Source organism: Streptomyces sp. NPDC007025 (assembly GCF_042869455.1).
GTDB lineage: Bacteria > Actinomycetota > Actinomycetes > Streptomycetales > Streptomycetaceae > Streptomyces.
The window spans coordinates 217,096-243,396 of the sequence record NZ_JBIAFT010000007.1; the positions used below are offsets into that span (position 1 = coordinate 217,096).

23 protein-coding genes are annotated in these 26,301 nt (G+C 72.1%); 18 read left to right on the forward strand and 5 right to left on the reverse strand.

The genetic code is table 11. The annotated features are described in order from the left end of the window. Positions 1 to 78: 78 nt before the first annotated feature. The 3 genes from ACFYMO_RS15935 to ACFYMO_RS15945 are packed head-to-tail and all read left to right on the forward strand — an operon-like array spanning position 79 to position 3,144. Positions 79 to 1,041 carry an ABC transporter permease gene (locus tag ACFYMO_RS15935; protein WP_388546841.1) on the forward strand — a complete coding sequence of 321 codons (963 nt, stop codon included), beginning with the start codon at positions 79 to 81 and terminating at the stop codon, positions 1,039 to 1,041. Positions 1,042 to 1,046: 5 nt separating this feature from the next. Beyond that, positions 1,047 to 2,027: an ABC transporter ATP-binding protein gene (locus ACFYMO_RS15940; RefSeq protein ID WP_366774963.1), complete on the forward strand. Its 981-nt coding sequence runs from the start codon at positions 1,047 to 1,049 to the stop codon at positions 2,025 to 2,027. Next, positions 2,017 to 3,144 carry an ABC transporter ATP-binding protein gene (locus tag ACFYMO_RS15945; protein ID WP_388546845.1) on the forward strand — a complete coding sequence of 376 codons (1,128 nt, stop codon included), beginning with the start codon at positions 2,017 to 2,019 and terminating at the stop codon, positions 3,142 to 3,144. The genes ACFYMO_RS15940 and ACFYMO_RS15945 overlap by 11 nt, the downstream gene beginning before the upstream one ends. 93 nt (positions 3,145 to 3,237) lie before the next feature. On the opposite strand, the gene ACFYMO_RS15950 is transcribed toward ACFYMO_RS15945, so the two are convergent. Next, positions 3,238 to 4,251: a hypothetical protein gene (locus ACFYMO_RS15950; protein WP_388546848.1), complete on the reverse strand. Its 1,014-nt coding sequence runs from the start codon at positions 4,249 to 4,251 to the stop codon at positions 3,238 to 3,240. A 489-nt stretch (positions 4,252 to 4,740) separates the two neighbouring features. On the opposite strand from ACFYMO_RS15950, the gene ACFYMO_RS15955 reads away from it, so the two are divergent. From ACFYMO_RS15955 to ACFYMO_RS15975, 5 genes are all read left to right on the forward strand, one after another. Further along, positions 4,741 to 5,775, forward strand: a complete 1,035-nt coding sequence (locus ACFYMO_RS15955; protein ID WP_366773891.1) for an ABC transporter permease — start codon at positions 4,741 to 4,743, stop codon at positions 5,773 to 5,775. 95 nt (positions 5,776 to 5,870) lie between these two features. After that, positions 5,871 to 7,667, forward strand: a complete 1,797-nt coding sequence (locus ACFYMO_RS15960; RefSeq protein ID WP_366773892.1) for an ABC transporter substrate-binding protein — start codon at positions 5,871 to 5,873, stop codon at positions 7,665 to 7,667. A gap of 138 nt (positions 7,668 to 7,805) precedes the next feature. Then, entirely contained in the window at positions 7,806 to 8,783 is a 978-nt protein-coding gene (locus tag ACFYMO_RS15965; protein WP_366773893.1) for an ABC transporter permease, read from the forward strand. Between the two features lie 12 nt (positions 8,784 to 8,795). Next, positions 8,796 to 9,866, forward strand: coding sequence for an ABC transporter ATP-binding protein (locus ACFYMO_RS15970; protein ID WP_019354448.1), 1,071 nt, complete (start codon positions 8,796 to 8,798; stop codon positions 9,864 to 9,866). A 25-nt stretch (positions 9,867 to 9,891) separates the two neighbouring features. Then, a complete protein-coding gene (locus tag ACFYMO_RS15975; protein ID WP_388546854.1) occupies positions 9,892 to 11,028 on the forward strand; it encodes an ABC transporter ATP-binding protein in 1,137 nt (378 codons plus the stop codon). Between the two features lie 136 nt (positions 11,029 to 11,164). Here the strand turns inward: ACFYMO_RS15975 and ACFYMO_RS15980 are convergent, their stop codons facing one another. Next, entirely contained in the window at positions 11,165 to 13,351 is a 2,187-nt protein-coding gene (locus ACFYMO_RS15980) for a prolyl oligopeptidase family serine peptidase (RefSeq protein ID WP_366773895.1), read from the reverse strand. Positions 13,352 to 13,632: 281 nt separating this feature from the next. Between ACFYMO_RS15980 and ACFYMO_RS15985 the strand changes: the two genes are divergently transcribed. From ACFYMO_RS15985 to ACFYMO_RS16020, 8 genes are all read left to right on the forward strand, one after another. Further along, a complete protein-coding gene (locus ACFYMO_RS15985; protein WP_019354445.1) occupies positions 13,633 to 13,827 on the forward strand; it encodes a hypothetical protein in 195 nt (64 codons plus the stop codon). Between the two features lie 157 nt (positions 13,828 to 13,984). Beyond that, positions 13,985 to 14,947, forward strand: coding sequence for an N-acetyl-1-D-myo-inositol-2-amino-2-deoxy-alpha-D-glucopyranoside deacetylase (gene mshB / locus ACFYMO_RS15990; RefSeq protein ID WP_388546857.1), 963 nt, complete (start codon positions 13,985 to 13,987; stop codon positions 14,945 to 14,947). Then, a complete protein-coding gene (locus ACFYMO_RS15995; RefSeq protein WP_366773897.1) occupies positions 14,944 to 15,348 on the forward strand; it encodes a DUF6113 family protein in 405 nt (134 codons plus the stop codon). The genes mshB and ACFYMO_RS15995 overlap by 4 nt, the downstream gene beginning before the upstream one ends. Positions 15,349 to 15,476: 128 nt before the next feature. Continuing rightward, positions 15,477 to 17,738: a hypothetical protein gene (locus tag ACFYMO_RS16000; RefSeq protein WP_366773898.1), complete on the forward strand. Its 2,262-nt coding sequence runs from the start codon at positions 15,477 to 15,479 to the stop codon at positions 17,736 to 17,738. A gap of 231 nt (positions 17,739 to 17,969) precedes the next feature. After that, entirely contained in the window at positions 17,970 to 18,941 is a 972-nt protein-coding gene (locus tag ACFYMO_RS16005; RefSeq protein ID WP_388546861.1) for an ABC transporter ATP-binding protein, read from the forward strand. Further along, positions 18,938 to 19,675 (forward strand): ABC transporter permease, encoded by a 738-nt coding sequence (locus tag ACFYMO_RS16010; protein WP_388546864.1) that lies wholly within the window; start codon positions 18,938 to 18,940, stop codon positions 19,673 to 19,675. Before ACFYMO_RS16005 ends, ACFYMO_RS16010 begins: the two co-directional genes overlap by 4 nt. Before the next feature lie 16 nt (positions 19,676 to 19,691). Then, positions 19,692 to 20,837, forward strand: a complete 1,146-nt coding sequence (locus tag ACFYMO_RS16015; protein WP_388547011.1) for a sensor histidine kinase — start codon at positions 19,692 to 19,694, stop codon at positions 20,835 to 20,837. 37 nt (positions 20,838 to 20,874) lie between these two features. After that, positions 20,875 to 21,447 carry a response regulator transcription factor gene (locus ACFYMO_RS16020; protein ID WP_366773950.1) on the forward strand — a complete coding sequence of 191 codons (573 nt, stop codon included), beginning with the start codon at positions 20,875 to 20,877 and terminating at the stop codon, positions 21,445 to 21,447. Between the two features lie 126 nt (positions 21,448 to 21,573). Here the strand turns inward: ACFYMO_RS16020 and ACFYMO_RS16025 are convergent, their stop codons facing one another. Together ACFYMO_RS16025 and ACFYMO_RS16030 are read right to left on the reverse strand one after the other, a co-directional pair. Beyond that, positions 21,574 to 22,536 (reverse strand): transglutaminase-like domain-containing protein, encoded by a 963-nt coding sequence (locus ACFYMO_RS16025; RefSeq protein WP_388546867.1) that lies wholly within the window; start codon positions 22,534 to 22,536, stop codon positions 21,574 to 21,576. Position 22,537: 1 nt separating this feature from the next. Continuing rightward, the gene (locus ACFYMO_RS16030; protein ID WP_366773902.1) at positions 22,538 to 23,536 is read right to left on the reverse strand and encodes a GNAT family N-acetyltransferase; all 999 of its coding nucleotides are present in this window, start codon (positions 23,534 to 23,536) and stop codon (positions 22,538 to 22,540) included. A 150-nt stretch (positions 23,537 to 23,686) separates the two neighbouring features. Here ACFYMO_RS16030 and fdxA point away from each other — a divergent pair, with 150 nt between their 5' ends. Next, positions 23,687 to 24,013, forward strand: coding sequence for a ferredoxin (gene fdxA, locus ACFYMO_RS16035; RefSeq protein WP_019354435.1), 327 nt, complete (start codon positions 23,687 to 23,689; stop codon positions 24,011 to 24,013). A 239-nt stretch (positions 24,014 to 24,252) separates the two neighbouring features. Further along, positions 24,253 to 25,350, forward strand: a complete 1,098-nt coding sequence (gene dapC / locus ACFYMO_RS16040) for a succinyldiaminopimelate transaminase (protein ID WP_027759080.1) — start codon at positions 24,253 to 24,255, stop codon at positions 25,348 to 25,350. A gap of 243 nt (positions 25,351 to 25,593) precedes the next feature. On the opposite strand, the gene ACFYMO_RS16045 is transcribed toward dapC, so the two are convergent. Then, complete coding sequence (locus ACFYMO_RS16045; protein WP_075001706.1) at positions 25,594 to 26,001, reverse strand: ATP-binding protein; 408 nt, start codon at positions 25,999 to 26,001, stop codon at positions 25,594 to 25,596. Between the last annotated feature and the right edge of the window lie 300 nt (positions 26,002 to 26,301).

Consider the following 26,301-nt stretch of genomic DNA (forward strand, 5'->3'; position numbering starts at 1 on the left):
CACCGCCGGGGACGGCCCGGCCCGCGCCATGGCACCCGCGGCAGTCGACGGTACGGCCGCGGGAAGAGAGGGGAGCGCATGACCGGGACGCCGGCCATCGAGGGGCCCGGCGGGGCCATGGAGGAGCTGGCCGAGGAAGGGGGAGGCGGACTCCGGGGCAAGCCCCCGTCCGGGCGCGGACGGCCCGCGCGGGGGCGGAGCATGTGGTCCGACGCCTGGCACGAGCTGCGGCGCAACCCGGTGTTCGTGATCGCCGGACTGATCATCGCCTTTCTCGTGCTGATCTCGCTGTGGCCGGGGCTGATCGCCACCCGGGATCCGCTCTCCTGCCGGCTCGGCCGCTCGCTGGACCCGTCCTCGGCCGGGCACTGGTTCGGGTTCGACACCCAGGGCTGCGACGTCTACACCAGGGTCGTCTACGGCGCCCGCACCTCCGTGACGGTCGGTGTCTGCGCCACCGCCGGAGTGGCGGTGCTGGGCAGCCTGCTGGGCGGACTCGCCGGGTTCTTCGGCGGGGTGTGGGACGCGCTGCTCTCCCGCCTCACCGACATCTTCTTCGGTATCCCCATCGTCCTGGGCGGCCTGGTCTTCCTCTCGATGACCGGCAGCCGGTCCGTGTGGACGGTGGTCACCTTCATCGTGCTGCTCGGCTGGCCGCAGGTCGCCCGGATCGCGCGCGGCTCGGTCATCACCGTCAAGCAGAACGACTACGTACAGGCCGCCCGGGCGCTGGGCGCGAGCAACGCCCGGATGATGGTGCGGCACATCCTGCCCAACGCCGTCGCGCCGGTCATCGTGACCGCGACCATCGCGCTGGGCACCTACATCTCGCTGGAGGCCACGCTCAGCTACCTCGGCGTCGGGCTCCAGCCGCCCACGGTCTCCTGGGGGGCGGACATCTCCGCGGCCTCCCAGGGCATGCAGTTCCGCAACGCGCCGCACATCCTGCTGTACCCGGCCGCCGCGCTCAGCCTCACCGTGCTGGCCTTCATCATGCTCGGCGACGCCGTCCGCGACGCCCTCGACCCGAAGCTGAGGTGAGTGCGGTGAGTCTGCTCGAAGTCCGCGACCTGTTCGTCGAGTTCCGCACCCGGGACGGGGTGGCGCGGGCCGTCAACGGCGTGAGCTACACCGTCGAGGCCGGTGAGACGCTGGCGGTGCTGGGCGAGTCCGGTTCGGGCAAGTCGGTGACCGCGCAGGCGGTCATGGGCATCCTCGACATGCCGCCGGGCCGGATCACCGGGGGCGAGATCCGCTTCCAGGGGCGGGACCTGCTGAGCCTGCCCGAGGAGGAGCGGCGGCGGATCCGCGGCTCGAAGATGGCGATGATCTTCCAGGACGCGCTCTCGTCGCTGAACCCGGTGCTGACCGTGGGTTTCCAACTGGCCGAGATGTTCCGCGTCCACCAGGGCCTGGGCCGCAAGGAGTCCAGAGCGCGGGCCGTCGAGCTGATGGAGCGGGTCCGCATCCCGGCGGCGCGGCAGCGGGTCGGGGACTTCCCGCATCAGTTCAGCGGGGGTATGCGGCAGCGGATCATGATCGCGATGGCGCTGGCGCTGGAGCCGGATCTGATCATCGCGGACGAGCCGACGACGGCGCTGGACGTCACGGTGCAGGCCCAGGTGATGGAGCTGCTGGCGGAACTCCAGCGGGAGTTCACGATGGGACTCATCCTGATCACCCACGACCTGGGCGTGGTGGCGGACGTGGCCGACAAGATCGCGGTGATGTACGCCGGCCGGATCGTGGAGACGGCGCCGGTCAAGGAGCTCTACCAGGCGCCCGCGCACCCCTACACCAAGGGCCTGCTCGACTCCATCCCGCGCCTGGACCAGAAGGGGCAGCAGCTCAACGTCATCCGCGGGATGCCGCCCAGCCTGCTGGACATCCCGCCCGGCTGCGCCTACAACCCGCGCTGCCCGATGGCACGCGCGGTCTGCCGCACGGACGAGCCCCCGCTGTACGAGGTGTCGGCACAGCGGCACAGCGCCTGCCACTTCTGGAGGGAGATGTTCGATGGACGCTGACCGCTCGGGGCACGGCTCGTCCCGGGAGGCGCGGAATCCGGCGACGGGACCCCACCAGGGCACCGGAGACCCGGCGGGCGAGCCGATCCTGGAGGTGCGGGATCTGGCCAAGCACTTCCCGCTGACGCAGGGCATCCTCTTCAAGCGGCAGATCGGTGCGGTCAAGGCCGTCGACGGCGTCTCCTTCGATCTGCACAAGGGCGAGACGCTGGGCATCGTGGGGGAGTCGGGCTGCGGCAAGTCCACGGTGGCGAAGCTGATCACCCATCTCGAACAGCCCACCTCGGGGACGATCCGGTACAAGGGTGAGGACATCTCGAAGCTGTCGGGGCGGGCTTTGAAGGCGGTGCGGCGGAACATTCAGATGGTGTTCCAGGATCCGTACACGTCGTTGAATCCGCGGATGACGGTGGGGGACATCGTCGGGGAGCCGTTCGACATCCATCCCGAGGTGGCGCCGAAGGGGGACCGGGGGCGGCGGGTGCAGGAGCTGTTGGATGTGGTCGGGTTGAATCCCGAGTACATCAACCGGTATCCGCATCAGTTCAGTGGTGGTCAGCGGCAGCGGATCGGGATCGCGCGGGGGCTGGCGCTGCGTCCGGAGATCATCGTTGCCGACGAGCCGGTCTCGGCGCTGGATGTGTCGGTGCAGGCGCAGGTGGTCAACCTGATGGAGCAGCTCCAGCAGGAGTTCGGGCTCTCCTACATGTTCATCGCGCACGACCTGTCCATCGTCCGGCACATCTCCGACCGCGTCGGCGTGATGTACCTCGGCAAGATCGTGGAGATCGGCACCGAGACCGAGATCTACGAGCACCCCACCCACCCCTACACCCAGGCACTGCTGTCGGCCGTGCCGGTGCCCGACCCGGAGACGGAGGACGCCCGCGAGCGGATCGTGCTGGAGGGCGACGTGCCCTCACCGGCCAACCCGCCCTCCGGATGCCACTTCCGCACCCGCTGCTGGAAGGCCCAGGAGCGCTGCGCCGTCGAGGAACCGGCGCTGGCACTGCCGGAGAACTTCGCCGACACCCTGCCCGGCCAGCCCGTGCACCACCCGTCCGCGTGCCACTTCGCGGCCGAGCGCACCGCGGTGATCCCGCCGTCGAACCGCTGAGCGCACGCGCGCTCCGGACGGCCGCTTCCGGTGCGCGGCCGGCCGGGCGGCGGTGCCGTCGCCGCCGCGCGGAGGGGGCGGTTCCCGGTCCGGTCAGGAAGTGGTCAGGTGCCGGTCCGGGGTGGCGGCGGCTGCGGGGGAGTCGCGGACCGTGCCCTTGGTGAGGGCCAGCAGCACGGCGAGCCCGGCGGCCGTCTCGAACACGTTCGTCAGCACGTGGAGCCGACTCTCGATACCGAGGTCGTCGAGGTGCCGGAAGAAGTCCAGCTTGAGGCTGAAGGCCGTCCCGAAGACCCCGAGGGCGAGCAGCGGGGCGGCGGAGATCAGGCCGAGCGGGCGGGAGAAGGGCGCACCGCCGAGGGCCGCCGTCGCCGTCACCAGGCTGAGCACGACGACGGCCCACAGCGTCCAGCCGGTCGGTGCGTCCAGCAGCCGGACGATCCCGCGCTCGCCGGTGAGCGTGTGCGCGTAGCGCTCCCAGCCGTACTGCTGCCAGGTGCGTATCTCCCACGCGGCGAGCACCACACCGCAGGTGCCCAGCAGCAGGAAGGCGGCGACGGCTCCGCTCCGGGTGGGCCCCGCCGGGGGACCGTCGGCGGGATCGGGTTCGTCCCGCCCGTCGAGGCCGTACGTTCCGGGGCCGTACCCGTCGAAGCCGCCGTGGGCGGGGCGGCGGCCCGCTGTCGCCGTGACGACCAGGACGGCCCCGATGACGACCGCGGCGATGGTGCTGAAGAGCACCTTGCTCAGCAGCCGGTCCGGGACGCCCTGCATCCAGTCGGCGTTGAGGTACCACAGGCCCGGCACCCGCACGGCCACGGTCAGCAGTCCGGTGCAGGTGAGTATCGCCGCGGACGAGGAGGACCGGAACGCGGTCACGGCGGCGACGGAGTACAGCAGCACGAGCGTCGGTTCGAGGAACGAGGTGACCCACACGCCGTCCTCGGCACGGGCGGGGAGCCCGGCCCAGTTCCACCAGACGTCGACGACCTGGTGGGCCTCGGTGAAGTCCCGGGCGATCCAGCCGAGACTGATCAGCGCGAGCGCGGCCGTCAGCAGGGCCCCGAAGGCGCGCGCCCCGCGCGAGAGTGTCCTGTCCTGGCCCATGGCTCGGCCCCCCGTGTGTGCGGTGTCGCGATGTCCCCGGATCCGTCCGTGTCTACCCGTGATCGCCGTCCGGCTACAAGCTCCCCCTGGCGCCGCGCCGCACGGCACTCCGACCGCCTCTCCATCTTCGCACGATGTGCACCGCTCGCGCGCGGGAACTCCAAGTGATCATCCATTCGGGGGAGTTGGATTCCGTACGCACTTCAGGGCGGCTGCTTCGGATATCGGTGAGAAGACGGCCGTGTTGCGGAACCGTTAAGGCGATTCCTGGCGGCCTGGACTGCTTTGCCCGGTGGCGCGATGTGATGTCAAGCACGTTGCCACCTCGATCTGCGCAACGTTCGCTCAAGAAAGCGGTGGACAGCATCGAGCCTGCCCAACACCCCTTGACTGGCACGTAACCGACTTGCCAAAGTCCGGCTCAACCCACCCGCATCACGCCCAACGATTCGGGTTTCGGCGAGATTTGAGCGCGGGAGCACACACGCGATGACGAGTACTTCCCAGGCTGCGGCAGCCGGGGCCGACACCCCTGGCCCCGAGGACGCCGGTCTGAGTTCTACGCGAGTTGCCAAGAAGGACGAACTCGCGGGCCGGTCCCCCGGCCGGCTCATGTGGACGCGCTTCAAGCGCGACCGCACGGGCGTGATCTCGGCGTGCATCGTGCTCGCCTTCTTCCTGATCGCGGCTCTGGCACCGGTGATCGCCAAGCTGTACGGCAAGAATCCCTACACCCGCTACGGGCAGTTGCGGCCCGATCTGCTGAACGAGAACTTCTACCCGGTCAAGCCCAACGGCGGCATGGACGGCGAGTTCTGGTTCGGCCTGGAGCCGGGGCTGGGCCGGGACGTCTTCACCCAGCTCCTCTACGGGATCCGCACCTCGCTCTCGCTCGCGGTCATCATCACCCTGCTGTCGGTGGTCACCGCCATCGTGATCGGGGTCGTGGGCGGCTACTTCGGCGGCAAGGTCGACTACTTCCTCGGCCGGTTCACCGACCTGATGATGTCCTTCCCCAACCAGCTCTTCTTCGTGGCCTTCACCCCGGTCGTGGCGGCGCTGCTGGTGGACCCCCGGGACGAGATGCCCACCTGGCTGCGCGCCTGCGTGCTGATCTACGTGATGTGGCTGCTGGGCTGGATGACACTGGCGCGGCTGCTGCGCGGTCAGACGCTGTCCCTGCGGGAGCGGGAGTTCATCGAGGCCGCGAGGGTCGCCGGGACCCCGCCCGGCCGCATCGTCCGCAAGGAGCTGCTGCCGAACCTCGTCACGCCGATCCTGGTGCAGGCCACCTACATGCTGCCGAACAGCGTGACCGCCATCGCGGGACTCTCCTTCCTCGGCGTCGGCCTGCAGGAACCCACCCCGGACTGGGGCCGGATGTTCGCGACGGGCGCCGAGATCTACCAGAGCGACATCACCTACATGTTCTTCCCGGGCGGCGCGATGGTGATCTTCATCCTCGCATTCAACCTGCTCGGAGACTCGGTCAGGGACGCGTTCGACCCGAAGTCCGGCCGATGAGGGCCAGGCGCGACCGAGTGGTGGGGGGTGCTGCCACCCCGTACGGCATCAGTCAGGCAGCGACGGACAACCGACAGGCAGGTGCAGACACCACCATGAGCAGAGTGAGCATACGCACGGCGCGTGCCTCCCTCGCGGCGCTCGCCGCCGGGGCGCTGTTCCTCACCGGCTGCAGCAGCGGCGGCGGGGGCGACAGCAAGGACAAGGACGAGAAGGCCAAGCAGCAGGGCTCGGACGTCTCCTACACCTTCGCGGACGCGGCCGGTTCCAAGGGCCCGGCGAAGGAGGTCGACGGCGGCCGAAAGGGCGGCACCATCAAGGTGCTGCAGCGCGACAGCTACGCCCACCTCGACCCCGCGCAGATCTACGTCAGCGACGAGGGCGCCCTCGCCACGCTGATCCACCGCGGTCTGACCACCTACAAGCGGGTCAGCGGCGACGAGTACGCGGTCGTGGGCGACCTGGCCACCGACAGCGGCCAGAAGTCCGACGGCGGCAAGACCTGGACCTACAAGCTCAAGGACGGGGTCAAGTTCGAGGACGGCTCGGCCATCACCTCGAAGGACATCCGGCACACCATCGAGCGGACGTTCGCCCCCTTCATCAGCGAGGGGCCGACCTTCATCCAGCAGTGGCTGGCCGACACCGGCGGCGCTAAGTACCGCGACATGCTCAAGGACGGCCCCTACAAGGGCAAGCACCTGCCCGATGACGTCCTGGAGACCCCGGACGACAAGACGATCATCTTCCACTTCAAGAAGCCGCAGGCCGAGCTGCCCTACGCGCTGGCCATGGCGGGCTACGCGGCGGTGTCCGAGGAGAAGGACACCAAGGAGAAGTACGACAAGAAGCCGCTGTGCAGCGGCCCGTACAAGATCGCGTCGTTCAAGTCCGGCAAGAGCATGAAGCTGGTCCGCAACAAGGAGTGGGACCCCAAGACGGACCCCGCGCGGCACCAGTACCCGGACGCGTTCAACATCCAGTTCGGTGTCTCCTTCGAGGACTCCACCAAGCGGCTGATGTCGGACGCCGGTGAGAACCGGACCGCCACCAGCTTCACCAACCAGGTCGACGCCTCCAGCCTGCAGAAGGTGCGCACCGACCCGGAGATCAAGAAGCGCTCGGTCTCCGGCTACCAGTCCTACGTGAGCTACCTGAACATCAACATGGACCGGATCAAGAACAAGAAGGTCCGGCAGGCCATCGCCTACGCGATCCCCAACCAGTCGATCGTCTCGGCCTTCGGCGGCGCCGGCGGCGGCGAGATGGCGGGCAACTACATCAGCCCGACCCTGGTGGGCCACAAGAAGACCGACCCCTTCGACAAGCTCAAGAACCCGCAGGGCGACGTCAAGAAGGCGGCCAAGCTGCTCAAGGAGTCCGGCAAGAAGGGCATGAAGCTCACCTTCGCCTACCAGAACTCCCCCGAGTGGCAGGACTTCGCCGTCGCCGCGACGCAGAACCTGGAGAAGGCCGGCTTCGACGTCCAGAAGAAGGACATCATCCAGGACACGTACTACGACCAGATCGGCAAGGTCAAGAACGGCTACGACATCTACCACAACTCGTGGGGTGCCGACTGGCCGAGCTCCTCGACCGTCATCCCGAACCTGTTCGACGGGCGCCAGGTGCAGGACGGCTCCGCCAACTACTCGCACCACAAGAACCCGAAGTTCGAGAAGGAGATGGACCGCATCCGGTCCCTGTCCGACGCGGACAAGGCGGCCGAGGAGTGGCAGAAGCTCGCGGACAAGATCCTCACCGAGGACGTGCCCGCCGTGCCGATGCACTACTACAAGGCCGTCCAGCTCTCCGGGTCCAACATCGGCGGCATGTACTACGACGAGCAGCTGCACGACATCCAGCCCACGTCGCTGTACGTGAAGAAGTAGCACTCGCCCGGCGCCCGCTGGGCGCCACGTCCGCCGCCCGGCCCGCAGGGCCGGGCGGCGGAGCCCGGAGTCCGCTCGCCCGGACTCCGCTGTCCCGCACGTCTCGATTCCGCTGTCGCACGAGAGCTGCGTTCCGTCATGCTGCGATTCCTCATCCGCCGGTCGCTCGGCGCCGTGGTGATCCTGCTGATCATCAGCGCCGTCACCTTCTTCCTCTTCTACGCCGTCCCACGGGACCCGGCGATGCTGGCCTGCGGCAAGAACTGCACGCCGGACGCGCTGGAGGTCATCCGCAAGAACATGGGCATCGACGAACCGATCCCCATGCAGTACTGGCACTTCATGGTCGGCATCGTCGCCGGCCGTCAGTTCAACGTCGGGGACTGCCCGGCACCGTGCTTCGGCTACTCCTTCGCCAACCAGGACCCGGTCTGGCAGACCCTCCTGGACCGCTTCCCCACCACCGTCTCCCTGACCCTCGGCGGGGCCGTGGTCTTCCTGATCATCGGGCTGGGCGCGGGCATGATCGCCGCCTGGCAGAAGGGCACGCTCATCGACAAGGCGTTCAGCTCGATGTCGCTGCTGCTCTCCTCGATGCAGATCTACTTCATCGGTCCGCTCGTGCTCGCGCTGGTGGTCTACAACCTGGAGCTGCTCGACCAGCCCAAGTACGTGCCGCTGACGCAGGATCCGGTCGACTGGTTCCTGGGACTGCTGCTCCCCTGGCTGGTCATCCAGATCATCTTCACCGCGAACTACACCCGTCTGTCCCGCTCCTCGATGATCGAGCAGCTGCAGGAGGACCACGTCAAAGCCGCGCGGGCCAAGGGCATGTCGGGGAAGTACGTCTTCTTCCGCTACGCCTGGCGCGGCTCGCTCATCCCCATCGTCACCATCTTCGGCGTCGACATGGGCTCGCTGTTCGGCGGCGCGATGATCACGGAGTGGACGTTCTCGCTGCCCGGGCTCGGCACCCTCGCGGTGAACTCGGTGCAGAACACCGACCTGCCCATGGTGATGGGCGTGATGCTCTTCGCGGCCACCTTCATCATCCTCTTCAACATCATCGTGGACGCCGCCTACGCGTTCATCGACCCGCGCGTGCGGCTGTCCTAGGAGAACCGGCACATGACCACCCTGACCAAGGAAGCCGACGTACCGGGCCCGCGCGGCGCCGGCGACGGGGACGCCTTCCTCTCGGTGCGCGATCTGTACGTGCACTTCGACACCGAGGACGGCACCGTCAAGGCAGTCGACGGGCTCTCCTTCGCCGTGGAACGCGGTCGCACCCTCGGCATCGTGGGTGAGTCCGGCTCCGGCAAGTCGGTCACCAACCTGTCCATCCTCGGACTGCACAACCCCCGCACCACCGCGGTCTCCGGCGAGATCATGCTGGACGGCCAGGAGCTGACGGGCGCGCGGGAGAAGACCCTGGAGTCGCTGCGCGGCAACAAGATGGCGATGATCTTCCAGGACGCGCTCACCGCCCTCTCGCCCTACTACACGATCGGCCGGCAGATCGCCGAGCCCTACCGCAAGCACACGGGCTGCTCCAAGCGGGAGGCCCAGCTGCGCGCCGTCGAGATGCTGGACAAGGTCGGCATCCCGAACGCGAAGCTGCGGGTCAACGACTACCCGCACCAGTTCTCCGGCGGTATGCGGCAGCGCGCGATGATCGCCATGGCGCTGGTGTGCAACCCGGACCTGCTGATCGCCGACGAGCCCACCACCGCGCTCGACGTCACCGTGCAGGCGCAGATCCTCGACCTGCTCAAGGACCTCCAGCAGGAGTTCGGCTCCGCGATCATCTTCATCACCCACGACCTCGGCGTCATCGCCAACGTCGCGGACGACATCCTGGTGATGTACGGCGGCCGGGCCGTCGAGCGGGGCTCCGTCGCGGAGGTGCTGCGGGCGCCGCAGCACCCCTACACCTGGGGCCTGCTCACCTCGATGCCCCGGCTGACCGGGGATGTGAACGAGGAGCTCTCACCGATCCTCGGCACCCCGCCCAGCCTGCTCGCACCCCCGCCCGGCTGTCCCTTCCACCCCCGCTGCGACTTCGTGGACGAGGTCGCCGGTGCCTCCTGCACCGCCGACCGGCCGCAGCTTCCGGACGGCCGGGGCGCCGCCTGCCACCTGACGGCGGAGCAGAAGCGGACGTTCTTCGTCGAGCAGATCAAGCCCAGGCTGAGCTAGGCCGGGCAGAGGGAGACCCAGACCAATGAGCGATGACGGCACCCTGACCGAGCCGGGCGGGGGCGAACCGCGGGAGCAGCGGCCCGCGCGCACGGGCGAGCCGCTGCTGAAGGCCGAGAACCTGGCCAAGCACTTCCCGATCATGGGCGGCTTCCCCTTCAAGCGGAAAGTGGGCGAGGTCCAGGCCGTCTCCGGGGTCGACCTCGCCGTGCACGCGGGCGAGAGCTTCGGACTCGTCGGCGAGTCGGGCTGCGGCAAGTCCACGACGGGACGGCTGCTGACCCGGCTGCTGGAGCCCACCGCGGGTTCCCTCAGCTACGCCGGGCAGGACATCACCCACGCGACGCGCAAGCAGCTGGCACCGGTCCGCTCCGAGATCCAGATGATCTTCCAGGACCCGTACTCGTCGCTGAACCCGCGGCACACCGTGGGCTCCATCATCGGCGGGCCCATGGAGGTCAACGGCATCAACCCGCCCGGCGGCCGGGAGAAGCGCATCCGCGAGCTGCTGGAGACCGTCGGCCTCAACCCCGAGCACTACAACCGGTTCCCGCACGAGTTCTCCGGCGGCCAGCGCCAGCGGATCGGCGTCGCCCGCGCCCTGGCCCTGGAGCCGAAGCTGATCGTGGCCGACGAGCCGGTCTCGGCGCTGGACGTCTCCATCCAGGCTCAGGTCGTCAACCTGCTCCAGCAGGTCCAGCGGGACCTGGGGATCGCCTTCGTCTTCATCGCCCACGACCTGGCGATCGTGCGGCACTTCTCGGAGCGGGTCGCGGTGATGTACCTCGGCAAGATCGTCGAGGTGGGCGAGCGCGAGGCCATCTACAACCGGCCCCGCCACCCCTACACACACGCGCTGCTCTCGGCGGTGCCGGAGGCCGTGCTGCACGACGAGGACGGCGGGGACGACGGGGACACGGCAGGAGGCGAGGCCAGGGAGCGCATCCGGCTGGTGGGGGACGTGCCGTCGCCCGTCAACCCGCCCTCCGGCTGCCGCTTCCGCACCCGCTGCTGGAAGGCCCAGGACAAGTGCGCCACGGACGAGCCGCCGCTGGTCCAGATCCCCGGGAACACCGGCGGCCACCTGACCGCCTGCCACTTCCCCGAGGAGCCGACGACCGCATCCCGTGCGCAGGACGCCGCTGTGGAAGCCGGCCGGTAGTCCGGCAGGCCCGGTGGCAGGGAGGGTTCCGGGCGGGCCCCGGAACCCTCCGCGTGGCTTTCCCACCCGGTCCGCGGCCCTCGCAGCGGGCCGCCGCGGTCGGCCCGAGCCGCCCGCGGCAGCCGGGCGGCGGGGGTCAGCCGCCCGTCCCCAGCGACCGCTTCAGGAAGTCCACCTGGAGCAGCAGCAGGTTCTCCGCCACCTCGGCGCCACCGGCCATGTGCGTGACGCCCGACAGCGGCAGCACCTCGTGCGCTCGCCCGGCGGCCAGCAGGGCGGAGGAGAGCCGCAGCGCGTGCGCGACCACGACGTTGTCGTCGGCCAGCCCGTGGATGATCATCATCGGCCGGTGCGGGGCGTCCCGGTCCACCCCGGCCAGTCCCGCGTCGGTGATCAGCGACGACTCGGCGTAGACCTCGGGGTCCTCCTGCGGGGTGCCGCAGTACCGCTCCGTGTAGTGGGTGTCGTACAGCCGCCAGTCGGTCACCGGGGCACCGGCGACCGCGGCGTGGAACACGTCGGGCCGCCGCAGCACCGCGAGCGCCGCGAGATATCCGCCGTAGGACCAGCCGCGGATGCCGACCCTGGAGGTGTCCAGCGGATACTCCTCGGCCAGCGACTCCAGCGCCGCCACCTGGTCGTCCAGCGTGACGGCGGCCAGCCGGCGCGAGACGGCCTTCTCCCAGCCGGGGCTGTGCCCGGGGGTGCCGCGGCCGTCGGCCGTGACCACCGCGAACCCCTGGTCGGCGAACCACTGGGCCGTCAGATGCGCGTTGTGCGCGGCCACCACCCGCTGCCCGTGCGGCCCGCCGTAAGGGTCCATCAGCACCGGCAGCGGTCCGTCCGCCGCCCGGTATCCGGTGGGCAGGACGACGGCGGCCGGGATGCGCCGCTGCCCGGTGTGCACCAGACGCGGCGCGGTGGTGAGCACCGGCTCCTCGGCGAACGACGCGACGGCGGCGGGCTCGCCGCCCGCGGGCGCGGTGCCGTCCCCGCGCAGCAGGACGGCACGGGAGCCCGGCCGGGACAGGTTCGCGGTCGAGAGCACCAGTGTCCCGCCGCCGCGCACCGCGGACGCCACGTGCGGCTCGTCCCCGTCGGTGATCCGCACCGGCTCGCCCCCGGCCAGCGGCACCCGGTAGACCCCGATGTCGCCGGGGCGGGACCGGGGCGCGCCGTCGCCCTCGGAGGCGGAGAAGAGGATGTCCTCGTCGCCGATGTCGAGCACGGCCCGGACATGCAGGGTGGCAGGGGTCAGCCGCCGTGCGCCCGCCATGAGTACCCGTGCGCCCGACGAGGTGCCGGCCGCTCCGTCCGGCCGACCGGTGTCGTCGGTGATCCGTACCAGGCTGCCGTCCGGCGCCCAGGCCGGGACCCCGCCGAAGAGTTCCAGCCAGATTGGATCATTCTCGGTGAGTGTGACGGACGTCGCACCCGTCGCGGTGTCCACGCTCAGACACGCCGCCTCGCGCTGGTCCCTGCTCTGCACGAGCAGCAGCGGCGGCCCGCCGGACGACCAGTGCACCCGGGCCAGGTAGGGATGGCGCTCGCGGTCCCAGACCACCTCGCACCGGGCCCCGTCCAGATCCACCAGATACAGCGTGACCTCGGCGTTCTCGGTCCCGGCCGCGGGGTAGGCGATTCGCGTCGGCTCCTCGTGCGGGTTCGCCGGGTCGGCGACGGTCCAGCGGCGCACGGGCGCGTCGTCGGCCCGCGCGACCAGCAGCCGGTCCGAGTCCGGCGCCCACCAGTGGCCGCGTGTCCGCGACATCTCCTCGGCGGCGACGAATTCGGCCAGGCCCCAGGTGACGGTCGGGCCCTCGGGCTCGGCCAGTGCCCGGTCGTCCGCGCCCGCCGCCGTCACCACCCGCAGCGCCCCGCCGGTGGCATAGGCCACGTGCCGGCCGTCGGGGGAGGGGCGCGGGTCGACCACCGGCGTCGGCACCGGCAGCTCCCGCGCCTGCCCGGAGAGCAGATCCACGGTGAAGAGCCGACCCGAAAGAGCGAAAGCGGCGCTGTTCACGGACGTGTCGGTGGCATATCCCACGACGCCCGCGGTGCCCTCGCGGCTCCGCTCGCGCCGGGCCCGCTCCTCCGCCGACAGTTCTTCGGCCGCGCCGCCGAGCAGTGCTTCGGGGTCGGCCGCGATCCGCTCGGCGCCGCTCGCCACATCCCGCACCCAGAGCAGGTGAGCCAGGTCAGAGCCGTTACGGGAGCGAAGGAAGACGACTCGTGAGCCGTCCGGGGCGACAGTGAAGGACCTCGGAGCCCCGAGTGTGAACCTGTGGGTACGGGCGTGCTGCCGCGGGAAAGTCGTAGCCATGCGGCCGACCGTACTGCGCACGCGCCGGGCCGCGGTCCGCTCCGGAGGTACGGCCCGGAACGATCGTCCGGTGGTGTGCAGTTGGCTGGAACTGAATATGCGCCCCTCGTCTGCACCTGTGCACCGAGCCGTGCGGTCACCCGGATAATTATGATCCGTTGCGCATGGTGAGGGCTGGGTATGAAGCCGGTGGCTCCTCCATGCCGGAGGCGTGCTGCCGTGTCCGTGCGACCCGTACCGAGATCCCCCGAACCGACCGTGCGACTTGGAGGTGAACCGCCGTGGCACTCTCGATTTCGGCGGTGGTGCTGCTGGCGATCATCGTCATCCTGCTCGTCAGGAAATCCGGGCTCAAAGCCGGACACGCGGTGATCTGCGTGCTGTTGGGCTTCTATCTGGCAAGTTCCTCGATGGCGCCCACCATCAACGATCTGACCTCCAACGTCGCCGGCATGATCGGGGAGCTGAAATTCTGACCGGACCCTCCTCGGCACCCCGGCCGCCTGCCCCGCGGGAGCACCCCGGGCAGTGACGCGCCCTGAACGGCCTCTGCGGTGCCGGTGCTGTGACGCCGCCGGGCCGGGACGGTGCCCGCACCCGCTCCGGGTGCGGTGCCCGTCGTAGGCTCGGGGCATGACCGCTGCGTTTCCCCCGGGGGCGGCCCCCGGCACTCCGGCCGCCTCCGAGCGCCGGCTGCTGCTGGTGCACGCCCACCCCGACGACGAGTCGATCACCACGGGCGCCACCATGGCCAAGTACGCGGCGGAGGGCGCCCACGTCACCCTCGTCACCTGCACCCTGGGCGAGGAGGGCGAGGTCGTCCCGGACGGGCTGGCCCACCTCGCGCCGGACCAGGAGGACACCCTCGGCCCGCACCGCGTCGGGGAACTCGGCGCCGCCATGCGCGCGTTGGGCGTCACCGACCACCGGTTCCTCGGCGGGCCGGGGCGCTACCGGGACTCCGGGATGATGGGAGCGGCCACCAACGACCGCCCCGGCTGCTTCTGGCAGGCCGACCTGGACGAGGCCGCGCGGCTGCTCGCGGCCGTGCTGCGCGAGGTGCGCCCCCAGGTGCTCGTCACCTACGGGCCCGACGGGGGCTACGGCCACCCCGACCACATCAAGGCCCACCGCGTCGCCATGCGCGCGGTCGAAATCGCGGCGCGGGAAGCCGGGCGCACGGGTGGCGAACCGCACCAGGTGCAGCGCGTCTACTGGAACGTGGTGCCCCGGCCGGTCCTGGAGGAGGGCTTCGCGCTGCTGCACGCGGCCGACGCGGACGGTGAGGTCTTCCCCTTCCCCGGCTTCCAGGGCAGAACGGGCTTCGCGCAGCCGGACGACGTGCCAGGGGTGGTGGAGAGCGCGGCCGAGGTCGATGTCACCGTGTACGCCGGCGCGTACACGGAGGCGAAGGCGGCGGCGATGGCGGCACACGAGACCCAGGTGTCGGTGCGCCGTACCTCCCGCGGGGCCTTCTTCGCCCTCTCCAACGGACTGGCCCAGCCGCTGACCGGGACCGAGTTCTTCCAGCGCGCCCACCGCGGCGACGCGGCCCCGGTCGGTGCGGACGACCTGTTCGCCGAGGTGCGGGCGTGAGCGCGCGCGTGCCCGGTGAGCGGAGCGTGTACCCGCACGCGTACGGGCCCCGGATCGCGGTCTATGCGGCACTGGTGCTCCTCGGCCTGCTGACCGGAGTGGCCGGCACCCTCGTCCAGGGCGGCTGGTTCCCGCTGGGGCTGCTGCTCGCGCTCGCCGCGGCGGCCGGGCTCTTCTGGGGCGGTGCCACGCTGTGCCGCACGAAGGTCGGAGCCGCGGCTCCGGCGGCCGGGTGGGTGCTCGCGGTACTCCTGACGACGTCCTCCCGGCCGGAGGGTGATTTCCTGTACGCCGCCGGAGTCGGCAGCTATGTCTATCTGTTCGGCGGCATGCTGGTGGCTGTGATGTGTACCACCATCGCGCTGCCCGCGCCACCGGTATCGCTCGACAAGAACCGCTGAGAGGGCCGTCATCGGGGCGATCAGGTGGTCGCGGGGCCGGTGCCCCGTGCCCCAAGTACAGTGGTGCGCGCCGGCGAGCCGCCTTCGGGCCGACAGGAAGACGGCGAATCCATCCGGGAGTACCTGCTTTGAGTCGTGAAACTGACAGTTCGTCCTCCGGGCCCACGGGGCGCGGCGGTTCGTCGTACCCCTCGGGGACCGAGCCGTACGGCACCTCGGGTTCCGGCGCGGACCAAGACGACCGGGGTGCCGAACCTGCGGCCGGGTCCAAGCCGGACGAGCCCCGGACCGAGACGACGCTCACCACCCGCATCCGCATCAACATCCCCGGTTCGCGGCCCATTCCGCCCGTGGTGATGCGGACCCCGGTGACGGACGAGAACGCGGACGACACGGCCGGGAGAGCGGACCCCGCCGCCGGCGGCCGGGACGCCAAGGGCGCCCCGGACCTCGGGGCGGGCCAGCGCGCCACCGGCGGTGGCTCCGGAGCCGCTGTTCCTCCGCCCGCGCCGGAGGCGTCGCCGCCCGGCAGCTCCGGCACGCCCGGTGGCCCCGGGAGCCGTGCCGAGGCCGGGCCGGGCGCCGAGGAGCAGTTCACCCAGGAGACCAGCGACTGGTTCGCGCCCCGCAAGTCGCCCAGGAACTCCGCCCCGCCGCCCGACCCGGCGGCCGGTGGCGGGCCGGGCGTCGGTGTGCCCGGCGGTGCCGGTGGCCCGGACCGCGGCGAGTCGCCCTACCCCACCGGCGGCCCGGACCCGGAGTCGACGGGTTCGCATGGGATCCCGGAGTCGACGGGTTCGCACTGGGTTCCCGGAACGCCCGGTGCGGGGTCGCCGTTCCCCGGCGGAGCCGGTCCGGCGGACACGCCTCCCGACGGGGTGCCGCATCTCGGTACGGACCCCCTGGGCTGGCCGGCCGGGCCCACCACCGGGCCCGCCAGCGGTGACATGCCCGTGCCGCCCGCCCGCGGTGTTCCCGGCCCGGGACCCGGCCCGTTGGCCGCGCCGGGTGCGGGCCAGGGCCCGGAGGACGGGCCCGGCTTCGACGCGGGCCGGCCCGCGGGCCCCGGCGTGCCCGGTGGTCCCGGGTACACCGGCTCCGGACCCGACCCGTTCGGCCGCGGCCCCGCGGGCCTCGCCGACGGCCCCGGAGGCACACCCGCCGCGGGCACGCCCCGGTTCCCCGGCGACGCCGAGGCGGACCGCGCCGGTGCGCCGGGAGCGGGACCGGGCGCGGCGGCTCCCGGGGCGCGCGGCGGCGACGCGCGGCTGTCGAGCGACACCATGGTCAGCGGCCCACCGCGGGCAGCCGGCGATGAGTCCGACGGCGCGGGCCCGGCGCCCGGCGCCGGCTACCCCGGGCCGGATGACGACGCCCCCGCTCCACCGCGGCCGCAGAGCGGTGGAGCAACCCGCGAACCGGCCAAGAAGCGCGGCCGTTCCAAGCTGGTGCTGGCGGGCGCGGCCGTGGTGGGCATCGTCGGGGTCGCCTACGGCACCGGGCTGCTGCTCGACCACGCGGACGTCCCCAAGGGCACCACCGTGCTCGGCGTGCAGATCGGCGGCCTGAGCAAGCACGAGGCGGTCAACAAGCTGGACGCCGAGCTGGGTGACCGGACGAAGGAACCGTTCAAGATCGAGACGAGCGGCGGCCGGACCGAGCTGAAGCCCGGCGTCGCCGGGGTCACCCTGGACACCGAGGCCACCGTGCGCGCCGCGGCCGGGCGCGACTACAACCCGGTCTCCGTCATCGGCTCCCTCATGGGCGGCACCCGCCAGGCGGACCCGGCCATCGAGGTGGACGAGGCCAAGGTGCGGGCCGCGCTCAAGCCCGTCATGGCCGAGGCGGAGGCGGAGTCCCCGTCCGAGGGCATGGTCAAGTTCACCGGCGGCAAGGCGGTGGCCGTCAAGGGCAGTCCGCACAAGGTCATCGATGTCGACAAGGCCCCGGCCGCGCTGGAGAAGGCGTTCCGGGAGCGTGCCGTCTCCGGCAAGAACGAGCCGGTGGCGCTCCCCGGCACGGTGCGCAGGCCCAAGGTGACCGAGGCCGAGCTGAACAAGGCGGTCAAGGGCTTCGGCCGCACCGCGATGTCCGGCTGGGTGTGGCTCCGGGCGGGCGACGTCGAGGTGCCGTTCAGCCAGGAGACCATGGGCACGTTCCTCACGATGCGGGCGGGCGGCAGCGGCAAGCTCCAGCCGGCCATCGACCCGGCGAAGCTCAAGAAGACCTACGGGTCGGCGTTCGACGACGTGGTGATCGACGGCGGCGCCGGAACGGTGCGGATGACCCCGAAGCACGCGGCCGTCGCCATGGTGGAGGCCCTGCGCAAGAAGGCGCCGCCGGAGCCGGGGCGGCGCTATGCCACGGTCCCCGACTCCCGCTCGCGCTGAGCCGCGTCCGGCCGGCCGGTCCGCGTTCCGCACGGCGCCGTCCGGGCGGCGCACGGACGTTCCCGAGGGGTGCCCCGCAGCGGCGGGGCACCCCTCGTGCCGTGTCCGGGCCGCGCGAGGCCGGTGCCGCTTCCGGGCACCGGGATCATCCCGCGGGCATGACATCTGTCAGCCCCAGGTCACGATCGTCGACACTGCCGGCGGTACCTTGCGCCGGGTGAACCTGGGGGCATGACATCGACGCACGCCACGGCACCGGCCGTGGAGTTCCTCTCCGCAGGCAAGACCTACGGTTCGGTCCGGGCACTGGACGGGCTGGAGGTGACCCTGCACCCCGGCGAGACCGTCGCCCTCCTCGGCCCCAACGGAGCGGGCAAGTCCACCACCCTCGATCTGCTCCTGGGGCTGCGCACCCCGGATCCGGGCGGCCGCGTCCGGCTGTTCGGGAGGACACCCCGGCAGGCGGTCACCGACGGCCGGGTGGGCGCCATGCTCCAGTCCGGCGGCCTGATGGACGGCGTACGGGTCAGGGAACTCGTGGCACTCGCCTGCGACCTGCATCCGCGTGGTCACCCGGTCGAGCGGGTGCTGCTGGACGCCGGCATCACCGAGCTGGCCGACCGGATGGTGGGCAAGCTCTCCGGCGGCCAGGAGCAGCGCGTGCGGTTCGCACTGGCGATCGCGGGAGACAGCGATCTGGTCGTGCTGGACGAGCCCACCACGGGCATGGACGTCACCGCGCGCCGCTCCTTCTGGTCCGCGATGCGGGACCGGGCCGCCGGGGGCCGCACGGTGCTGTTCGCCACGCACTACCTGGAGGAGGCCGACGAGGTGGCCGACCGGGTGCTGGTGCTGCACCGGGGACGGCTGCTCGCCGACGGCAGCGCGGCCGAGATCAAGGCGATGGCCGGCGTGCGGCGGGTCGGCTTCACGCTGGAGACGGTGCCCGACGGGGTGCTGGAGGCGCAGTTGCGCGCCCTCCCGGGGGTCGCCGAACTCCGGCTGGCCGGGGCCGCCGTCCGGCTGCGCTCGACCGACGCGGACGCCACCGTGCACGCGCTCTACGCGCTGGGGATCTATCCGCACGGCCTGGAGGTCACCGGCCTCGGACTGGAGGAGGCGTTCGTCACCCTCACCTCCCGCGCGGAACAGGCCCGCGCCTCCACCTCCCAGAACCACGGCCGGAAGGCGGCAGCACGGTGAAGACCCTCGTCAGGCTGGAGATCACCCGCTCACTGCGCAACAAGAAGTTCATGTTCTTCTCGGTGATCTACCCTCCGGTGCTCTACGTGATCATCGCGGGCCGGGACGTCCCGGGGAACATGCCGGGCCTCCGCGTCGACATGAAGCTCTACTACATGGTCGCGATGGCCGCGTTCGGCGCCATGACGGCCGTGCTGATGGGCAACAGCGAACGCATCGCCAAGGAACGCGAGGCCGGCTGGGTGCGGCAGTTGCGGCTGACCGCTCTGCCGGGCCGCGGCTACGTCACCGCCAAGATCGCCTCGGCCGCCACCGTCAGCCTGCCGTCCGTCCTGCTGGTCCTGCTCACCGGCGCGCTCGCCATGGGCGTACGGTTGCAGGCATGGCAGTGGGCCGCTGTCGCGCTGTGCTCGTGGGCGGGCAGTTTCGTCTTCGCGGCGCTGGGTGTGGCCATCGGCTACCTGGCGACGGGCGACGCGGTGCGGCCGATCACCATGCTCTGCTATTTCGGGCTGGCCTTCATGGGCGGGCTGTGGCTGCCGATGTCGAGCCTGCCCGGCTGGGCGCAGGACATCGGTGCGTGGCTGCCCACCCATGCCTACACCGCGCTGGGCCGGGCCGTGGAGGTCGGCGAGGCCCCGCACCCGGAGGACGCCGCGCTGCTGCTGGCCTACCTCGTCCTCTTCGCCGGAGCGGCGGCCTGGCTCTACCGCAAGGACACCCGCACGGCATGATGCTGCGGTGCGTGAGATGAGGACCCCGATCGTCGGGGACAGTACCGAGACTCCGTGGCAGAAGTGGTCCAAGGGGGCCATGGTCGCCGTCTGGCTGATCTTCCTCGGCGGCGCCGTGCGGGACCTCTGGTCCGGCGACCACAGCTCCCGCACCGTCGCCCTGGCGGCGGCCGGGCTCGCCGCCTTCCTGGGCGCTTACGTCACGCTGGTCTACCGCCACACCAGGACGCCGCTCCCCGGCCGGACGGTGCGTTCCTGTCTCGGGCTCCTCTTCGCCCTGGCCCTCGTCCTCTCCCTGACGATGGGCCCGGAGTGGCTGGTGCTGTTCGTCTATGTCGCCGTGGCCAACGGTGCCGTGCTGCCGGCCCGGTATGCGGTCCCCGGCGTGGTGCTGTGCGTCCTCGCACTCGCACTGGTCGGTACGGGATTCGGCACGCGGCCCTGGTGGGGTGTGTGGACCTCGTTCGTCATCCCCTGCCTGCTCGGCGGTTTCGCGCTGATATCCGCACGGAAGACCATCCGCACCCTGCGGGAGCTGCGGGAGGCCCGCGCGGTGGTCGCGCAGCTGGCGGCCAACGAGGAGCGGTTGCGGCTCGCCCGCGATCTGCACGACCTGCTGGGGCACTCGCTCTCCCTCATCACCCTCAAGAGCGAGCTGGCCGGACGGATGCTGCCCGCGCGGCCGGAGGAGGCGGCCGCGCAGGTCGCCGACATCGAACAGGTCAGCAGGCAGGCCCTGGTCGACGTCCGGGAGGCGATCGGCGGATACCGCCGCCCCACCCTCGCCGTCGAGCTGGCGGGTGCCCGCACCGCGCTGGACACCGCTGGCATCGAGGCCGAGTTGCCGCCCCGGCCGCCGTCCGTGCCGCTGGCACCCGAGCAGGGGGCCGCCCTGGCGTGGGCGCTGCGGGAAGCGGTCACCAACGTCGTACGGCACAGCGGCGCGGCCCGCTGCACGGTGAGCTTCCAGGCTCCGGACGCGGGCGGTGAGCCGCTGCGGCTCACCGTCGCCGACGACGGCAAGGGACCCTCCGGCGGGGCCGAGGGCAACGGACTGAGCGGGCTGCGGGAGCGGCTGGAACTCGTCGGCGGAGCGCTGTCGACCTCGGCGGGGGCGAGCGGGGGCTTCACGCTGTGCGCGACGGTGCCCTCAGTACTCTGAGGCGGTGATCAGACTGCTGCTCGCCGAGGACCAGGCGATGGTCCGCGAGGCGCTCGCCGCGCTGCTGGGGCTGGAACCGGACATCGAGATCGCCGTCCAGGTCGGCAGAGGCGACGAGGTACTGGACGCGGTCGCCGCGCACCAGCCGGACGTGGCACTGCTGGACATCGAGATGCCCGGGCTGACCGGCCTCGACGCCCTGGAGGGGCTGCGTGCCCGGCATCCGGCGCTGAAGGTCGTCATCCTCACCACCTTCGGCCGCCCCGGCTATCTGCGCCGGGCCATGGAGTCGGGCGCCGACGCCTTCCTGGTCAAGGACGCACCGGCGGCCCAGCTCGCGGACGCGGTTCGCCGGGTGCGGGCCGGCGAGCGGGTCATCGACCCGGGGCTGGCCGCCGCCGCGCTCGCCGAGGGCGCCAGTCCGCTCACCGACCGGGAGCGCGACGTTCTCGCCGCGGCCCGCGAGGGTGCGGGCAACGCCGAGATCGCCGGGGCGCTGCACCTGTCGCACGGCACGGTCCGCAACTATCTGTCGACCGCCATCCAGAAGACCGGGGCCCGCAACCGCGCCGAGGCGGTCCGGATCGCCCGGGACAAGGGCTGGCTGTAGGCCCGCGGCTCCCCGGCCGCACCGGCTCCGGCACCAGCCCGGCGCCGGCCCGGCCCGGTGCCGCGGGGGCGGCCGCCGACTCCCGGCCCCGCCGCGGCGCGGCCGGGAGCGGACGCGGGGCGGGGCTCAGTTCAGCCGGGCCCGGGCGGCCCGGGCGGCTCTGCGTACGTTCTCCGCGGCGTTCGGCTCCATCGCCGCGACGACATCCGCGTACTCCTCCATCTCCCGCGCGCCCCGCAGGAAATGACCCCGCTCCACCAGCAGTTGCGCCCGCTCGAACCGGAGCCTGCCCGGATGGTGCGGCAGCAGCAGCGACAGCTCGACCGCCCACAGCCGCACTCCGGACCGCTCGGGCCGGGGCGCGGCCCAGGCCCGGATGTTGTTGAGGATCCGCAGCACCGTCTCCAGCGGACCGGCGGGCCGCAGCGCGGCGGCTGACAGCGGGGAACCCCCGGTGGCCCCGGCCACCATGACGGCCAGCTCGTCCTCGCCCAGCTGGGTGCCGCCGCCGAACGGATCGGCCAGCACATGCCCGCCCGCCGGGTCGCCGAAGCCGACGACGAAATGCCCCGGCAGCGCCACCCCGTAGACCGGCGCGCCCGCCCGGCGGGCCACCTCCGTCCAGACCACCGACAGCAGGATGGGCAGTCCCCGCCGTCGGCGCAGCACCTCGGGCAGCAGCGAGGACTCCAGCCTGCGGTAGTCCGGCGCCGAGCCGCCGAATCCCAGCTCCCGGCCCAGCGTCCGCTCCAGCGCCGCGGCCCACTCCGCGGGCGCGCGTCCGCGCCGGAACGGCAACAGCCTCGCCAGCCGGTCGAGTTCGGCCTGGCCCTCGTCCACCAGTCGGTCCACGGCGGCCTCCTCGTCCACCGGGTCCGCCCCTGCGCCGAGAGCCGCGCCTGCTGCGATTCCGGTGCCGCTGGTGCCCCCGGTGTCCCGTTCGCGCCGCAGGCTGCCGCGGGTCGCCGCCTCGGCGCCGATCAGCAGGCACAGCAGCGCCAGATCGGGCCGGTCCTCGCGGGCCGCCTCGGCGAACCGCCGCCGGGCCGTGCCGGTGCGCTCCTCGTCCGTACCGTCTCCGCCGCCCATGTCAGTCCTGCGGGGCGCGCAGGTAGTGGTACGCGTGGTGGTCGGCGAAGCCGAGCCGCTCGTAGAGCGCGCGGGCCGCCGTGTTGCCCCGCTCCACCTGGAGGTAGGCGGCCGAGGCGCCCTCGGCCAGTGCGGCTCTGGCCAGTTCGCCCGTGACCGCCCGGGCCAGCCCCCGCCGGCGGCACTCGGGCGCGACCTCTATGGCCGCGAACCCGGCCCAGCGGCCGTCCACCGCACACCGCCCGATCGCCACGGCCGCGCCGTCCGGATCCGCCACCGTCGCGAACCACACCGAAGGCCCGCCCGCCAGCACCTGCCGCGCCGCGTCGGACAGGCCCGCGTCGCCCGCCCTGTTGTAGAGCGAGGCCCACCGGTCGTCCGGTGTGCGGTGCAGCAGCACCCGCGCATCGGGCTCCCGGTCGGCCAGTGGGGCGAGCGCGCCCACCTGTATCAGCCCGTGCCGCTCGGTCGTCCAGCCCAGCTCCCGCAGCCGCGCGTCGAGCATGGCGTCCTGGGCCACGCAGATCTGTATCCGCGCGGGGAGGTCCCGCTCGGCGTACCAGCCGGTGACCCGCGCCAGCGCCTCGGGCAGCGGCAACCCGGGGTCGCCCTGCGGGAGTACGGAGTTCGCGCGGGCGGTGAACCCGCCGGCAGCCCGCAGGTTCCAGCCGCCGAGCGCCTGCGACTCGGCCGGGGGCCAGCCCCTGGCGGCCACCGCGACGAGCTCGGCCGCGTCGGCGGACGGCAGCCCTCGGCGGCGCGCGGGCGTGGCCGGCACGGTCTTTCCAGCCACCATCGACGTCTCCTCGATCTCGACCTGCTCACCATCGCGTCGGGTGACTGTGAGCACGCCCTTGGTCCACGATGTGAGAATGCCAAGCGTGTCCGTGAACCGCCCATGCCGCTCTCCGGCAGTCGTCAGCGACCGCACCGAGACACGTCTGCCCACGTCGGAAGGGGTGATGCGGACCTCCAAGCGTCCGCCCGTGGTGAATTCCACAGTCCTAACCGCCCCTCCTGTTCGTGTTGTGTCCGGGAACGGAGATACTAGGTGTGGGCATCGCCGCCGTCCGAAGCGAAAGAGCGCTCCCGCGCGCCCGCGGCGGAGCCGGACACCGGCCCGCCAGCCCTAACGAGGAGGAACGACAGCGTGACTTACGTCATCGCGGAGCCTTGTGTCGACCTGAAGGACAAGGCTTGCATCGAGGAGTGCCCGGTCGACTGCATCTACGAGGGCCAGCGGTCCTTGTACATCCACCCGGACGAGTGCGTCGACTGCGGTGCCTGCGAGCCCGTCTGCCCGGTCGAGGCCATCTTCTACGAGGATGACACCCCCGAGGAGTGGAAGGACTACTACAAGGCCAACGTCGAGTTCTTCGACGACCTCGGCTCGCCCGGTGGCGCCAGCAAGCTCGGTCTGATCGAGAAGGACCACCCGCTCATCTCCGCGCTCCCGCCGCAGGAGCACGACGAGTGACCCAGGGGTGACACCCCAGCAGTGAGCCGCCCCGTGCGGCTTGCGCAACAGTCCCGTACGGCGGTCCCAGCGTCCTGCCGTACGGGACTGCGGTGTTTCCGCGCCGTACAGCCCGCCCCTTCGCGGCGCGCCCTCTTCCCGCCCCTTCCCGACCGTCCGACCGTCCGACCGCCCCGGCCGGGCGCGGCGGACCGCGCGGCCCGCGCCGGCCGCCGGGACAGCCGAAGAAAGTGAGCACCATGCCCTCCGTCTCCGACCGCCTCCCCACCTTCCCCTGGGACCGGCTCGAGCCGTACAAGACCACCGCCGCCGGGCACCCCGACGGCCTCGTCGACCTGTCGGTCGGCACCCCCGTCGACCCGGTCCCCGCGCAGGTGCGGCAGGCGCTCGCCGAGGCGGCCGACAGCCCCGGCTACCCCACCGTGTGGGGGACCCGGGAGCTGCGCGACGCGCTCACCGGATGGTGCGAGCGCCGGCTGGGCGCGCGCGGCATCACGGAGCACCACGTGCTGCCCGTCGTCGGCTCCAAGGAACTGGTGGCCTGGCTGCCGACCCAGCTCGGCCTCGGCCCGGGCGACCGGGTGGCCTTCCCCCGGCTCGCCTACCCCACCTACGAGGTCGGCGCCCGGCTCGCCGGTGCCGACCACGTCGCCTACGACGACCCGCTGGAGCTCGACCCGGCCGGGCTCAAGCTGCTGTGGCTCAACTCGCCCTCCAACCCCACCGGTCAGGTGCTGCCCGCCGAGCGGCTCCGCGCCGTCGTCGACTGGGCGCGCGAGCACGGTGTACTCGTCCTCAGCGACGAGTGCTACCTGGAACTCGGCTGGGAGGCCGACCCGGTCTCCGTGCTGCACCCGGACGTGTGCGGCGGCTCCACCGCGGGCCTGGTGGCCGTCCACTCGCTCTCCAAGCGCTCCAATCTCGCCGGATACCGGGCCGCGTTCATCGCGGGGGACAGCGAGGTGCTGGGCGAACTGCTGCAGATCCGCAAGCACGGCGGGATGATGACGCCCGCGCCGGTGCAGGCGGCGACGGTCGCGGCGCTCGCCGACGACACCCACGTGGCCGAGCAGCGGGAGCGCTATCGGGCACGGCGCACCGCGCTGCGCGGCGCCCTGGAGGCCGCGGGCTTCCGGATCGAGCACAGCGAGGCGTCGCTGTACCTGTGGGCGACCCGGGACGAGTCCTGCTGGGACACCGTCGCCGAGCTGGCCGCGCGGGGCGTCCTGGTGGCGCCCGGCGAGTTCTACGGGCCCGCGGGGGAGCGGTACGTCCGGGTCGCGCTCACGGCCACGGACGAGCGGATCGCCGCCGCGGTGCGCAGACTGTCCGCGTAGCGGCCCATGGGTGCCGGGCCGCTCGCGCGGGCCTGGCCGCCTTCGGAGCGCGCGCCCGGGGACGGGCCGCGAGCGCGCACACGGCGAAGGGCCGCCCGGACCGTGTGGTCCGGGCGGCCCGATCGGGTCACCGGCTGCGGGCGCTCAGGAACGGAGTACCCGAGCGCTGTCCGGCCGGGGAGCGTGCCTCCGGGAGGCGGGGCCGGACAGTGGGGGCGCCCCGCAGCGGTGACCGGGGAGCCCTCAACCGAGGGGAAGGCCACCGAGGTTGCCGACGGAGGGAAGGCCGGTGTCCGCCGCGGAGGAGGCGGTGTCGCCCAGCAGGCCGCCGGCCTCGCCCGCCGCGTTCCCGGCGAGGTTCTGTGCGGCGGGCGCCGCGGTCCGGCCGGCCTTGCCCACGGCCTTGCCGGCGGTCGGCACGGCCTTCTTGACGGCGCTGCCGCCGGTCTCCCCGGCGACGGCGGTGGTGTCCTGGGCGGTCCTGTCCAGCGTGTTGCCGAGGCCCTCGCCGTCCAGGTTGCTGACCCCGCCCACCGGGCTCGCGGGCAGTTCCACGGCGCTCGCGGCTCCGGCGGCGCCGACGACGGTCGCGGCGCCGGCCGCCGTCAGCAGCGCGGTGCGGGCGATCCGGCGCGTGAGGGGGTTGGACATGGTGCTCCTTTGACGGAGAAGGGGTTCTTGGTCTGTCAGCCGGGATCCCCCGGTCGGACGCAGTGCCTATCGCCCCGAACGGCACGGAGGTTGCGGGGAAGCCGGGTAAAGGATTGGCAATCCAGGTTTGCCGCGTGAGCCCTCAAACTGGGCATTCCTCGCAGTCGATTGACCTGTACCGGAGGAGCCGAACCGGCTGCGGCCAGGCACGACCGGCCGAGCGGGTTCACTCCTGGCGGCGACCGTCGAGCGAGGGAAGAAACGTCCACCCCGGTGGACCGGGTTCGCTCCACCGGGTGA